The following is a 13,016-nucleotide window of genomic DNA, read 5'->3' on the forward strand; positions in this document are numbered from 1 at the left end:
GAGGCTTGGACGGAAACTTAGCTTAGGCTACCCTTCATTACGTGGCGAAAACCCCCAGACTCATGCCCAAGCATCCCGGTCTGTTCCGTGGCGAAGTGGTCCGCAGCGAGCGCTTCTCCCCGTCGATACAACGGGTGACGATCACCGGTGCCAACCTCGCCGACTTCCCCTGGCTGGGGTACGACCACTGGTTCCGTCTCTTCCTGCGCCTGCCGCACCAGGCGGACTTCGTGCTTCCCGAGCTCTCCGGCTCGCGATGGTGGGACCCCTATTACGCCATCCCGCAGGAGGTACGGCCGCACTGCGCCAACTACACCGTCGCCGGTTTCCGCCCCAAAGCGGCCGAGATGGACATCGACTTCGTCGTGCACTGCGGCCCGGAGGGTGAGCCCGAGGGTGCCGCGGCGATCTGGGCATGCGCGGCCGGCTCCGGCGATCCGGTCGCCGTGCTGGACCAGGGCCTCATATTCGACCGCCCGGACGACGCCTCCGAGGTACTCGTGGTCGCCGATGAGAGCGGCCTGCCGTCGACCGCCGGCATCCTGCGCTCCCTCCCGCGCGACACCACGGGACGGGTCATCCAGGAGATCCCGCTCGCCGAGGACCGCCGCCCGCTCGACGCACCGGCCGGTGTCTCCGTGACCTGGGTGGTCCGCGACGACGCGACCGCGGTGCCCGGCGCCGCCGCGCTGGAGGAACTCCGCCGCCACGACACCGTCGACGAGGCGGGTTACGCGTTCGTCGTCGGCGAGTCGACACTCGCCACCGAGGGCCGCCGCCACCTCGTGCGCGCGGGACTCCCGAAGGACCGCATCACCTTCTCCGGTTTCTGGAAGAGCGAGAAGAAGGAGAAGCTGGTACGCGTCTGACGGGCCGGGGCCGGCGGGCGGAGCATCACGCCAGCTCCTTCAACGGCCTTGCGTCGCCGAGTTGACCGGGCCGACTCGCGTCCGGCTGTGGACGGACAGGGCCGCTGGTAGATTTTTCGCATGACGGAGAGTGCCTGGGTGCGGCCCGGGCGGTCCTGCGCGGTGCGGCTGGACGAGCCGCCGCGCGTGCTCAGCCTCGGCAGGGGCGTCCATGGGACGACGAGCGCGGTCGACGTCTTCCGGCTCCCCGACCTGTGGCAGCTCCACCTGTACCAGTACAGCGCCGACCTGCTCGTCGACGGAGTGCTCCATGCCGTGCGGCCCGGGCACCTCAGCCTGGTCCCGCCGGGGGCCGAGGTGCGCTACCGCTACCGCGGGCGGTCCCAGCACCTGTACGCGCATCTGCGGCTGCCCGGCACGGGAGAGCCGCTCACCGTGCCGGTGGTCCAGGACGCCGGTGCGCAGACCCCGGAGTTCGCGGGGCTGCTGCTGGGGGCCATCGCCGCCGCGCCGCGCAGTGCGCGGCGGGCCGATGCCGAGGTGTGGGCGGCCCTGTGGCGGCTGGCCGAGCTCGCCGAGCCGAAAGGGCGGGGCGGCGGACCGCACGCCTCGTTCTCCTGCGCCGTCGCGCACATCGAGTCGCATCTCGCGGAGCGGCTGGTCGTCCCGGAGGTGGCGCGGGCCGCCGGGGTGTCGCACAACCAGCTGATCCGGCTGTTCCGCGCGGAGACCGGCGGCACGGTCGTGGCGTACATCCGGCGCAGGCGGATGGAGCGGGCACGCCACCTGCTGCGGGAGACGACGCTGCCGATCCAGGCGGTCGCGGCGGCCGTCGGCATGGACGACCTCCAGGCCTTCAACAAGGCGTGCCGGCGCGAACTCGGCGCCTCCCCGCGCGCCGTCCGCGCCGGCGGCTGACCGGCCGGGGCGGTTCAGCTGCGGCCGCTGCCCCGGTACAGGTCGAGCTCACCGTCGAGTTCGACGGCCAGCACGGTCGCCTGCTCGTCGAGGTCCTCCCCGCGCGGCGCGTCGATCCACAGCACTCCCGGTACGTCGCCGAGTCCTCCCGTGACGCGGTGGGCCAGTTCGGTGCCCGTACCGAGGACGCTCACCCGCCGGACCTTGTTGCGCAGGCCGCGCAGCGAGACCGACTCCCGGGGGGTGTCGAAGCAGACCAGGTGGAGGGTGCGCCGGTCCGCCGAGAGGGTGCTGGGGCCGTAGTGGTGCCCGGCCGGCAGGCCCGCCCCCGCGCCGTACACCGCGGCGGAGTGCTTGGCGATCCAGGCCCCGAGGCCCTCCAGCCGCTCGGCCTGTTCCCCGGGGATCGTGCCGTCCTCGCGCGGTCCGACGGCGAGCAGGAGATTGCCGCCCGCGCCGATCGTCTCGGCGAAGTAGCGCACCAGCCGGCGGACGGACTTCTGGTCGTGGTCGTGGTGCTGGTATCCCCAGGAGTTGTTGACGGTCAGGCACAGTTCCCAGGGCCCGTCCGGGGGCAGAAGCGGCACGCCCTGTTCCGGGGTGGCGTAGTCGCCGTGGCTGAGCATGCGCGCGTTGAGGACGGTCTCCGGGTTGCCCGCGATGATCTGCCGGGCCAGCTCCCCCATCCCCCACTGCTCCTCGCTGCGCTCCCATTCGCCGTCGAACCACAGGAGGTCGGGCCTGTAGCGGGCGACGAGTTCGCCGACCTGGGCGTCGCGGTACGCGATGAACCTGGCCCAGGCCTCCGGGTCGTCCACGCCGTCCCCCGGGGTGACGAGGGGGTGGGTGGCCACGTCCTCGGTCGGAGGCTCGGGATGGACCACGCTCGCGTAGTCGGGGTGGTTCCAGTCCGAGTGCGAGTAGTACAGGCCGACCTTGAGGCCCCGTTCCCGCAGGGCGTCGGCGTAACCGGCCACGAGGTCGCGTCCGGCGGGTGTGCGGCGTACGACGTCCAGGTCACCGTGGGCGGTGTCCCAGAGGGCCACGCCGTCGTGATGACGCGCGGTCAGTACGGCGTACCTGGCACCGGCGCGGGCGAACAGGTCCGCCCACGCGGCCGGGTCGTATCCGGAAGCGGTGAACCCGTCCAGCTGCCGCATGTACTGCTCGCGCGGCACCTGTCCGGTGTAGAACGCCCACGACTCGGGGACACCGTCGACCGCGTAGATCCCGTAGTGAATGAAGATGCCCAACTTGGCGTCGGGGAACCAGGGTTGCATCGGCATGGGGAGCTGTCCTCGGTGAGTGCGGTGGCGGGGGGCGCGAGGCCCGCGCACCGGCCACGTTAGGTCGCACCGGCCGCTCCGCGCGTGGGTGGCGCTCACCTGGACTGGTCGATTTTCACCATGCGGGCGCACAGGCATGAGCACAGCACGCGGGTGTGCGGACCACGTGGTCGGCGTTCGACGTCCGCCTGCAGGGGCGACCAGGCAGGATGACCGCATGCCCGTTCACACGACGACGACAGGAGCACACCCGTGACGGACGCGATGTCCTTCCTGCTCGAACGCCTGCATGCGGCGGGCCTGACCGATGTCGTCGCGGCCGAGCCGGCCACCGGAGGCCTCGCCGCGACCGCGGGGCTCGCGCGCCGCGGTGACGGCACGTCGGTGTTCGTCAAGGCGTTCGGCGACCCGCCGTCGGACGACGCCTTCGCCGCGGAGGCCGAAGGGCTCACCGTGCTGCGCGAGGCGGGCGGTTTCGTCACGCCCGAGGTCGTCCTCGCGGACCGCGACCTGCTCGTCCTGTCCGTGCTGCGGCCCCGGCCGGGCACCGATGCCTTCTGGGAGCAGTTCGCGCATGCGCTCGCCCACCTGCACACCACCACGCGGTACCCCCGGTTCGGATGGCACCGGGACAACTGGCTGGGCCGTCGTCGGCAAGTCAACGCCTGGGGTGACGACGGGTTCGAGTTCTTCGCCCAGCACCGCCTGCTGCGCTGGCTAGGCGAGCATCGCGTCCGGGAGGCGCTCGGCCCCGCGGACCGGGCGGCGCTGGAGCGGCTGTGCGACCGGCTGCCCGAACTGCTGCCGGTCAGGCCCGCGTGCCTGACGCACGGCGACCTGTGGGCGCAGAACGTCATGGCCACCCCCGACGGGCGGCCCGCGCTGATCGACCCGGCCGTGTCGTACACGTGGGCCGAGGTCGACCTGGCCCACCTGTGGACGACGGCGCCGCCGCCCGAGGCACAGGTGTTCTTCAGTATGTACGCCGAGCTGACCGGGCTCGACCGAGACTGGCGCGCACGCATGCCGATCCTCCAGCTGCGCCAGCACCTGGCCGTCATCGCCCAGTTCGACCCCGACTGGGGCGCCGCCGATCTCGTGCGCACCACACTCGCCCCGTTCCGGCGGCGGCCCTGAGCCTGAGGCCGGCCGACTGGACGGAAGTCGGGTGACGTCTCCGCCCCGCGCAGTCCCCCGGCCCCCTCCTCACCCCGATTCAAGCACCTGCTCGGTCCAGATCGTCTTGCCCCGGGCGCCGTAGCGGCAGCCCCACCGGGTGGAGAGCTGGGCGATCAGGAACAGGCCCCGTCCGCCCTCGTCCGTGTTCAGTGCCCGGCGAAGGCGCGGCTGGGTGTTGCTGGGGTCGGAGACCTCGCACACGAGCACCCGGTCTCGGATGAGCCGGAGGACGATGGGGCCGCTGGCGTAACGCATCGCGTTGGTGACGAGTTCGCTGACGATGAGCTCGGTGGCGAAGGCCTCCTTCTCCAGCCCCCAGACAGCCAGCCGGCCGAGGACGTCGGTACGGGCGTCGTGGACCGCCGCGGGGTCGGCGGCGTACTCCCAGGTCGCCGTGGACTGTTCGGCCACCGCGCGCGTACGGGCGAGCAGGAGGGTGACATCGTCCTCGGGCTGCTCCGGTACGGCGAGGCGGCCGGTCATCCAGGAGGCGATGTCGTCGAGGCTGTCGCTGGTCGCCACCAACTGGCCCAGCTCCGCGGGGAGTCCCGCTCCCAGCGCGGTCGCGCCGCCCCGGCCGGCTTCGTCGTCGCGCCGGAGCAGGCCGTCGGTGTAGAGGGCGAGCACGCTGCCGACCGGAAGCGTCGTGGTGTACACCTCGAAGGGATTGTCGCCGACGCCGAGGGTCGGCCCGGGGATCACGGGCGCGTACTCGGCGCTTCCGTCGGGCAGCACGATCACCGGCGGCGGGTGCCCGGCGCTGGCCATCTGGCACACCCTGGTCACCGGGTCGTAGACGGCGAACAGGCAGGAGGCGCCGACGGTGTCCGGCTGTTCGGACTCGGCCATCATGCGCTGGACGAGGTCGTCGAGGCGGGTGAGCAGTTCGTCCGGGGGCAGGTCGAGGTCGGCGAGGGTCTGCACGGCTGTCCGCAGCCTGGCCATGGTGGCGGTCGCCTGCAGACCGTGGCCGATGACGTCCCCGACGACCAGCGCCATCCTCAGCGACGAGATCGGGAACGCGTCGTACCAGTCCCCGCCGACGCTGATGCCGCCGCCCGCGGGCAGGTAGAGACCGGCGGTCTCGGCGGCCGCGGTCTCGGTGGCCGCGGGCGGCAGCAGGCTCTGCTGGAGCACGACGGCCGTCCGGTGTTCGCGGGTGAACCGGAAGGCGTTGTCGATCGCCAGGGCCGTGCGGTGGCACAGGTCCTGCATGAGCTCGACGTCCGTGTCCGAGAACGGTTCCGGGTCCTCCACGCGGTACACCTGGGCGTAGCCGAAGAACCGCCCTCGGTGGTGGAGGGGGCAGCCGAGCACGTGCCGCACGCCCTCCGGCAGGAAGCGCTCGATCAGCTCCGGGTCGTGGCCGAGGAAGGCGCGGGCGGTCTCCGCGTCCGCCACGAGCGCACCCCCGACGGCGGGGGCGGCGGTCGCGGGCTGCTCGGGGACGAACGGAACGGCTTCGCCGACCTGCACGAGAGCGGCGGGCCACGTGCCGTCCGCCGCCTTGACCGCGACACGGCGCGGAGCCGAGGCCTCCCGGCCGATGTAGCCGGGCTGCGGGTCGCGTCCTCTGAGGACGTCCTCGGGGAACTCGACGCAGGCGAGGTCACCGAGGGCGGGCACGAGGACCGCGACCAGGTCGCGGGCGCTGTTGACGACGTCCAGCGAGCCGCCGATCTCGAAGGCGTCGCGGTACGCCGCCGACAGCCGCTGCTGGGTCCGGTGCCGCTCGGTGACCTCGACGGCGGCGATCGCGACCCCGACCGGCGCGCCGAGAGGGTCGGCGAGGCGGACGCAGGTGAGCGACACCACCCGGTCGGATCCGGGCGGCCCGAGCGGGTACTCCGCCCCGACCACGGGCGTCCCGGTCCCCGCCACCCGCGCCATGAAGGTCCGTACGGCCCCGTGGGCAGCGGTACCGGGCAGGTCCAGCAGCCACTCCTCGCCCGCGCCGGCCGGGCGCATCGCCTTGTAGGCGGCGTTCATGCGGACGGGGCGGAACTCCGTGTCGAGCTCCAGGACCGCGATGTCGTCCTGGGAGAGCAGCGCCCGGGCGAGGGCCGAGTCCCGGTCCCACCCTCCGGCATCGTGAGAGCCAGCCGCCACGGCGTCACCTCCCTCGGTCACGGCGGCAGCCGGACACCACCGCGAAGCCTCTCAACGGCCAGGATGCGCCCTGGCGGAAGACGGGGCACCTCGACGGCGCAGGACGACGACGGTGCCCGGGGCTGTGCCGGGCAGCGTAGCGGCTACGGCTCCCGTCGGCCACGGCCCGGCAACGGGCGACGTGCGGGCCGGCGGGACGCGCGGTTCAGCGGTGAACGGCGTCGGGGCGTCAGCCGATGGTCACGGCGCCGCGGAAACCGTCCGGAGACATCGTCGACATCGTGTCGAGCTCCGGGTCGGGGACGGGCAGCAGATGGGCGTCCACCCAGGTGTCCCCCGCCGCCGCGTTGGACCACGGGTCCTCGATCACCATGGCGCCGGGCACGGCTCCGTGGCAGAGCACCCAGTGCGGCACGTCGAACCCCTGCATCCCGGCGAGCGAGACCAGGAGCAGCACATGCCCTTGCCGGCCGATCACGCCGCGGATGCCGGACATGGGGAGGTGGCGCGGATCGATGGGTACGCCGGCGTGTTCGGCGTCCGTGCGCGAGCTGCGCTGGAGCAGGGCGCGCCACTCCTGCTCGCCCTCCGGGAGGTGGCCGAGCAGGACGGGCTCGTCCGTGTCGAGATGGACCTCGACGGGGGACGACGGCCACGCCCGGCGCACGGCGACGCCCAGCCCGACGGGCTCGCACGCGGGGAAGTTGGTCGCGCCGCGCCACAGCGTCAGTTCCGCCGGGCGGTCGAGTTCGTCCCGCCGCAGCGTCCCCGCGTGCGCCTGCGCGACCAGGGCGGTGACCGCGCCGCAGGTGAAGTGCGTGGTCTGCCCGTAGTACGGGGGCTCGGGCACCGTGCCGTCGTGCAGCCAGCGGACGTAACCGGTGCCGGGCCCGGCCGCGTCCTCCGACTGCCCGAGCGGAGGGCACAGGGCGGTGAAGCCGCAGGCTGCGGCGTCCTCGGGGCGCGCCGTCCATCCTTCCCACTTGACCTGCGCGAGCCCCCGGCCGTGCGCGTGGGCGACGACGGCTGCCACCGCTGCCCGCACATCGCCGACGGCGTCCACGATCTTCAGGTAGCCCGTGTGCGGGCGGGATGTCACGAGTGCGGCGGCGGCCCAGTCCTCGCCGTCGTCACCGGGGACGGCCACGATGCGGGGGCCGTGGGCCGAGCGGTCGACGGCGTGCCAGCGCTCCAGCACCTCGTGGTGCGCGAGCCGCTCCAGCGGGGCCGGTGAGGTGTCGGGCTCGAACGGGACGACGATGCTGTTCACGGGCGCTTCCTGCTGAGGTGGCATGGGGTGTTCCTGACGGATCGGGTAGGACATGGGCGCTCTGACGGCCCCGGGCGCGGGAGGGCGTGGGCGCTCCGACTGCCCCGGGCGCGGGAGGACATGGGCGCGGGGGCGCCGCTGCCCGGCGTCATGCGCGCGACCGCCGGAGCACCCAGATGAAGTACGGGGCTCCGACCAGGGCGATCATCAGGCCGGCGGGCATCTGTGCGGGGGCGACGAGCGTACGGCCGAGGGCGTCCGCCACACAGACCAGCAGGCCGCCGAGCAGCATCGCCACCGGGATCGCGCGGCCGTGCCGGGCGCCGACCAGCGACCGGGCGAGGTGCGGGGCGACGAGCCCGACGAAGCCGACGACTCCGACGGCGATCACGCTGAGTGCCGCCAGCACCGCGGCGACGGCCAGTGCGACGAAGCGTGTGCGTTCCAGTCGGACACCGACGATGCGCGGGGTGTCCTCGTCGACGGCGAGCAGGTCGAGCCGGCTCCGCATGGCGAAGAGCACGGGAAGCGCGAGCGCCAGGGCCACCGCGACGGGCACGACGTCGGGCAGCGTGCGCCCGTAGGTCGTACCGGAGAGCCAGGTGAAGATCCGGGGCGTGTTGTACGGGTCGGCGCGCAGCAGCAGGAAGGTGGTGAGGGAGCTGAGGCCGTAGCCGCAGCCGATTCCGATCAGTACGAACCGGTCGGGCAGGAAGCCGCCGCGCCAGGCCAGCAGGGCGATCACCCCGAACGTGGCGAGCCCCGCCGCGACCGCGACGGCGATGAGCACCGGCCGCCCGCCGGGCATGCCCGAGGTGACGACGCTCGCGGCGCCCAGCCCGGCGCCCGCCGTGATGCCGAGTACGCCCGGTTCCGCCAGCGGGTTGCGCACCGCGCTCTGCACGACGCATCCGGCCAGTCCGAGTGCGGCGCCCGCGAGGACCGCGGCGGCCACCCGTGGGACCCGGTCGTCGAGCGCCTGGCCGATCAGGTCGGGGGCGGCGCCCCGGGCCCAGAGCGCGATGTCCCCCGTACGCAGCCAGAGGCTTCCCGCGAGTACGGCGACGAGGACTGCCGCGGCCAGGAGCGCGACCGCGCCGAGCACGACGAGGAGGAACGCGCGGGGTGACCGCACGGCGATCCGTGCGCCCGGCGGCTGCCGGAGCTGGCCCGTGTCGCGGAGGCGGAGTGCGAGGACCACGATCACGACGGAGCCGAGCAGGGCCGTCGGCACGCCGGTGGGGATGGAGGCGGCGCCGTCCGCACCCTGGATCGCGCGCAGGGTGGCGTCCGCGAGCAGGATGAGCAGCGCGCCGAGCAGCCCGGCCGCGGGGAGCAGCAGCAGGTGCTTGCGCAGCGCTCTGACCCGCCCCGCGATGAGGCGGGCCAGGACGGGGGCGCCGAGCCCGACGAAGGCGATCGGGCCCGCGAGCGTCACCGCGGTGCTGGTCAGGAGTACCGCGCAGACCACGGCGGTCACGCGGGTGGTCCTGATCGGCACACCGAGGGTGGACGCGGCGTCGTCGCCGAGGTTCATCACGTCCAGCCGCCGGGAGAGCGCCAGGGCGGCGCACAGCACCACGGCCACGAGGGGGAAGGCGCGTATCGACGCGTCGATGTTCAGCTGGGCGAGCGAGCCGCTCCCCCAGGCGAAGAGTCCGGTGGTGTTCTGGTTGAACAGGATGAGGAGCATCCCGGTCGCCGCGTCCAGGGCCATCGCCATCGCTGATCCGGCGAGGATGAGGCGGGTGCCCGCGGTGCCCGCGGCCCGGCCCGCGAGGAGCAGCACGAGGGCCGCCGCCACCAGGCCGCCGGCGAAGGCGACGGCTCCCGACGCCCAGAGCGGGACGGCGAAACCGAAGGCGGCGACGAGCGTGATCGTGAAGTAGGCCCCGGCCGTGACCGCGAGGGTGTCCGGGGAGGCGAGCGCGTTGTGCGTGACGGACTGGAGGAGGGTGCCCGCGCAGCCGAGGGCGAAGCCCACCGCCACGCCCGCGAGCAGACGCGGCAGGCGCGAGCCGGTGAGGATCTCGCCGACCGACGCCCCGCCCGTGTCCTCCTGCTGTTCCCCGGCGATGTGGCGCAGCAGGTCGCCGACGCCGACGCCCGACGTCCCCTGCGTCAGGTGCCACATGCCCACCAGGGTGGTCACGGCGAGGAGGAGTACCAGGACGGCCACCCCGGTGGGGCCGCCGCCGCGCTCGTCGCGCGGCAGCGTCTCCCCACCGGTTGCCGTCATCTGCGGTGTGCTCACTTCTTGTCGAGCACGTCGACGTACGCGTCGATCGCCTGCTCGCAGGAGCGCGGACCGCCCGCGCCCCACACCCGCGCCGGGAAGGCGTGCGCGCGGCCTTCCTTGACGGCCGGGAGGGACTTCCAGATCGGGTTCTTGCCGAGCGCGGCGACGTATCCGCCGGCGCCTTCGTCGTTGGCGTAGAAGAGGTTGGCGTCGCCGACCGCGGTGAGGCCCTCGACATCGGTCTGCGCGAGGCCGTAGGAGGGGTCGACGCCGCCGTCACCGTGGGCCTTGTCGACGTCGCTGGTCCACGCGGGCTTCATACCGAGTTCCTTGCCTATCTCGGTGAAGAGGGCGCCGTCGCTGTAGGGGCGGACGGTGAGGTTGCCGCCCTGGAGCCATCCGTCGAAGAAGAGGAAGTCCTTCGTCGGCAGTTCGGCGTCGATGACCTGCTGCTTCGCCTCCGCCAGACGGTCGTCGAACTGCTCCAGCACCTGGTCGGCCCGCTCGGTGCGGCCGGTGGCCTCGCCGATCATGCTGAAGACTTCCCGCATGTTCCCGATCGGGTCCTTCGGGTCCGCCCCTCGCGTCACCATGACGGGGACGCCGCGCTTCTCCAGCTTCTTGACGGTCTCGTCGTCGGCGTCGAACGCCTCCACGACGATGAGGTCGGGCTTCGCCGCGTAGAGGGTGTCGAGGTCGGGCTCCTCACGGGTGCCGATGTCCGTCACTCCGTCCGGGAGCTTCTCCGCGCTGACCCAGGTGCTGTAGCCCTTCGCGTCGGAGACCGCGGTGGGGGTGACGCAGAGGGTCAGCGCGTCCTCGACCTGCTGCCATTCCAGGACGGCGATGCGCTCGGCGGGCTTGTCGAGCTTCACCTGCCGGCCGACGCCGTCCTTGAAGGAGACCGGCCCGGCCGAGGTGGCCGTGGTGTCGTCGGCGCAGCTCTTCGACGCGGGCGGCGCGCTGGTGCTGCTGCCGCCGGCCTCGTCGACGCTGGTCGTGCCGCAGGCCGTCGCGGCCAGGACGATGAGCCCTGCGGAGGCCGACGCCGCCAGGCGATGGGCACGGTTCATGAAGGGTCCTCTTTCTCGATCGGTGTGGGAGCGGCGGAGGTGCCGCTGGGTGCGGGGGCAGCCCGGTTTCAGGCGGGGTGCCGCCCGATGGGGTCGATGCGGAGCCGGCCCGTGCGGGGATCGGTGCCGACCTCGACGCGGATGTCGTAGACCTCGCCGATGTTCTCGGCGGTGAGGACGTCGGCGGGTGCTCCGGCGGCGTGGACGCGACCGGAGCGCATCAGGACCAGCGTGTCCGCGACGCGGGACGCCTGGTCGAGGTCGTGCAGCACGATGCCGACCGCGATGCCGTGCTCCTCGACGAGGTCGCGCACCAGGTCGAGCGTCTCGATCTGGTAGCGCAGGTCCAGGTGGTTGGTGGGTTCGTCCAGGAGTACGACGCCGGTGTCCTGGGCGAGGCAGGCCGCGAGCCAGACTCGCTGCATCTCCCCGCCGGAGAGTTCGCCGACCGGCCGGCCTGCCATGTCCCGTACGCCGGTGACGCCCATGGCGTGGTCGACCGAGGTCCGGTCGTCGGCGGTGAGTCCGGCGAAGCCCCGGCGGTAGGGGTGGCGTCCGAACGCCACGACCTCCGCGACCGTCAGCCCCTGGGGCGCGGGCCTGGACTGCGAGAACAGCGTGACCTCGCGGGCGAACCGGCGGGCGCTCAGCAGGGCCGCGTCGCGCTCGGGCTGCCCGTCGGTGGCGCCGAGCGTCACCCGGCCGCCGTCCAGCCGGTGCAGCCGGGAGAGGGCACGCAGCAGCGTGGATTTCCCGCTGCCGTTGGGTCCGACGAGGGCGGTGGCGCGGCCGGGCTCCAGGCTCAGCGAGACGCCGTGGACGACCGGCTTGCCGCCGTAACGCAGCACCAGTTCGTGCCCGTCGAGGGCGGCGGCTGGGGCGGCGTCGCCGGCCGCCGGGCGACCGGCGTGCCGGGAGGAGCGTATGAACATCGGTGGGTTCCGGAGGTCAAAGGGGCAGGGGCCGCGGCACCCTCCGTCCGGCCTTCGCCGGCCGGGCGCCGCAGACTCTCCCGCGCACGGAACGCACCGTTCGCGTCGAGCAACAACTAAGGGTTACCTAACTCCGGGAAGGTTATATTCCGCTCGCGATGTCGGCAATCAGGAGTTACGGACACGCGATACGGGATTCCGGACATCGCCAGGGGTGCCGTCGGCCGAGTCGAAGAAGGCGCCGGGCGTGGTTCCCATGACCCGCCGGAAGGCCGCGATGAAGGAGCTGGGCTGCGCGTAGCCGAGCACCTCGGAGACGGTCGTCACGTCGAGCCCTTCGGAGAGGAGCGTCAGCGCCCGGTGCACACGCAGCACCTGCCGCCACTGCGCGAAGGACAGGCCCGTGGTGTGGCGGAACGCGCGGGTGACCGTGCGGTCGCTGATCCCCAGGGCCCGCGCCCACTCCTCCAGCGAGCGGTCGTCGGCGGGATCGTCCAGCAGGGCTTCGGCGATCGCGTCGATCCGGGGGTCGCCGGGCAGCTGCAACGCGAGCTGGCGCTCCGAGGGCTGGAGCACGTCGAACACGACGGCCTCCGCACGTGCCCTGGCCTCGGCGTCGAGATCCGGGCGGGACAGATGGGTCAGCAGCGATTCGAGCAGCGGCGTCATCGCGATCGCCTGGGGCTCCTCGAACGCGAACGGCGTGCGGTCGGGGGCGAAGAAGGCGTCGTGGAACTCCGCGCCCGCCGTCGCCCGCCCTCCGTGCACGACTCCTGCGGGCATCCACAGCCCGTGCCCCTCGGACACCGTGAAGACGCGGTCCTCCACCCTGGACGTCAGCGTCCCCCCGCGCACCCAGACAAGCTCGTGCCGGGGATGCGAGTGCGGTGCCCACTCCGTGGGAACGCTGGGGATCCGGAGCCCGGCGCTGATGACGAAGGGGGCCCCGGTCTGCTCGGGGAGCGCGGCGGCCCGGCGCACGACGGTGCCCGCCTCGCGCCGCCACATCCCGGGGTTCGCGGGGGTGCGGGACGACAGGGCCATGCGAACGAGTCTATCCAGTGCCGGACACCCCGTGGCCTGCGGGAACAGTCCCGGGCCGCATGCCGCTACGCGGGGCGAGGCGTCCCGGACCGCGGGC

At 73.1% G+C, this 13,016-nt stretch carries 10 protein-coding genes; 3 read left to right on the forward strand and 7 right to left on the reverse strand.

Features of this window, described 5'->3' with window-relative positions:
• Window positions 1-41 precede the first annotated feature (41 nt).
• A complete protein-coding gene (locus ACWCQM_RS34940; protein ID WP_450919093.1) occupies window positions 42-869 on the forward strand; it encodes a siderophore-interacting protein in 828 nt (275 codons plus the stop codon).
• A 120-nt stretch (window positions 870-989) separates the two neighbouring features.
• Window positions 990-1,787 (forward strand): helix-turn-helix domain-containing protein, encoded by a 798-nt coding sequence (locus ACWCQM_RS34945; RefSeq protein ID WP_450919094.1) that lies wholly within the window; start codon window positions 990-992, stop codon window positions 1,785-1,787.
• A 14-nt stretch (window positions 1,788-1,801) separates the two neighbouring features.
• On the opposite strand, the gene ACWCQM_RS34950 is transcribed toward ACWCQM_RS34945, so the two are convergent.
• Entirely contained in the window at window positions 1,802-3,073 is a 1,272-nt protein-coding gene (locus ACWCQM_RS34950; protein ID WP_450919095.1) for an alpha-L-fucosidase, read from the reverse strand.
• 252 nt (window positions 3,074-3,325) lie between these two features.
• Between ACWCQM_RS34950 and ACWCQM_RS34955 the strand changes: the two genes are divergently transcribed.
• Entirely contained in the window at window positions 3,326-4,210 is an 885-nt protein-coding gene (locus ACWCQM_RS34955) for a fructosamine kinase family protein (protein WP_450919096.1), read from the forward strand.
• A gap of 69 nt (window positions 4,211-4,279) precedes the next feature.
• Here ACWCQM_RS34955 and ACWCQM_RS34960 read toward each other — a convergent pair whose 3' ends face one another.
• From ACWCQM_RS34960 to ACWCQM_RS34985, 6 genes are all read right to left on the reverse strand, one after another.
• A complete protein-coding gene (locus ACWCQM_RS34960; protein ID WP_450919097.1) occupies window positions 4,280-6,361 on the reverse strand; it encodes a SpoIIE family protein phosphatase in 2,082 nt (693 codons plus the stop codon).
• Between the two features lie 229 nt (window positions 6,362-6,590).
• A complete protein-coding gene (locus tag ACWCQM_RS34965; protein ID WP_450919098.1) occupies window positions 6,591-7,655 on the reverse strand; it encodes a peptidase C39 family protein in 1,065 nt (354 codons plus the stop codon).
• A gap of 124 nt (window positions 7,656-7,779) precedes the next feature.
• The gene (locus ACWCQM_RS34970; RefSeq protein ID WP_450919099.1) at window positions 7,780-9,870 is read right to left on the reverse strand and encodes an iron ABC transporter permease; all 2,091 of its coding nucleotides are present in this window, start codon (window positions 9,868-9,870) and stop codon (window positions 7,780-7,782) included.
• A gap of 11 nt (window positions 9,871-9,881) precedes the next feature.
• Window positions 9,882-10,943: an iron-siderophore ABC transporter substrate-binding protein gene (locus ACWCQM_RS34975; protein ID WP_450919100.1), complete on the reverse strand. Its 1,062-nt coding sequence runs from the start codon at window positions 10,941-10,943 to the stop codon at window positions 9,882-9,884.
• Window positions 10,944-11,011: 68 nt separating this feature from the next.
• Window positions 11,012-11,875: an ABC transporter ATP-binding protein gene (locus tag ACWCQM_RS34980; RefSeq protein ID WP_450919101.1), complete on the reverse strand. Its 864-nt coding sequence runs from the start codon at window positions 11,873-11,875 to the stop codon at window positions 11,012-11,014.
• 168 nt (window positions 11,876-12,043) lie between these two features.
• On the reverse strand, window positions 12,044-12,883 hold the full coding sequence (locus tag ACWCQM_RS34985; RefSeq protein WP_450919147.1) for a helix-turn-helix domain-containing protein: 840 nt from the start codon (window positions 12,881-12,883) through the stop codon (window positions 12,044-12,046).
• Window positions 12,884-13,016 lie beyond the last annotated feature (133 nt).

The sequence above is a fragment of the Streptomyces sp. NPDC002125 genome (assembly GCF_053593715.1).

What these genes read in the sequence shown, in the direction of transcription:
- ACWCQM_RS34965 (WP_450919098.1), bottom strand. Translation starts at nt 7,655, where the DNA reads ATGCCACCTCAGCAGGAAGCGCCCGTGAACAGCATCGTCGTCCCGTTC.
- ACWCQM_RS34980 (WP_450919101.1), bottom strand. Translation starts at nt 11,875, where the DNA reads ATGTTCATACGCTCCTCCCGGCACGCCGGTCGCCCGGCGGCCGGCGAC.
- ACWCQM_RS34985 (WP_450919147.1), bottom strand. Translation starts at nt 12,883, where the DNA reads ATGTGGCGGCGCGAGGCGGGCACCGTCGTGCGCCGGGCCGCCGCGCTC.
- ACWCQM_RS34945 (WP_450919094.1), top strand. Translation starts at nt 990, where the DNA reads ATGACGGAGAGTGCCTGGGTGCGGCCCGGGCGGTCCTGCGCGGTGCGG.
- ACWCQM_RS34950 (WP_450919095.1), bottom strand. Translation starts at nt 3,073, where the DNA reads ATGCCGATGCAACCCTGGTTCCCCGACGCCAAGTTGGGCATCTTCATT.
- ACWCQM_RS34975 (WP_450919100.1), bottom strand. Translation starts at nt 10,943, where the DNA reads ATGAACCGTGCCCATCGCCTGGCGGCGTCGGCCTCCGCAGGGCTCATC.
- ACWCQM_RS34970 (WP_450919099.1), bottom strand. Translation starts at nt 9,870, where the DNA reads ATGACGGCAACCGGTGGGGAGACGCTGCCGCGCGACGAGCGCGGCGGC.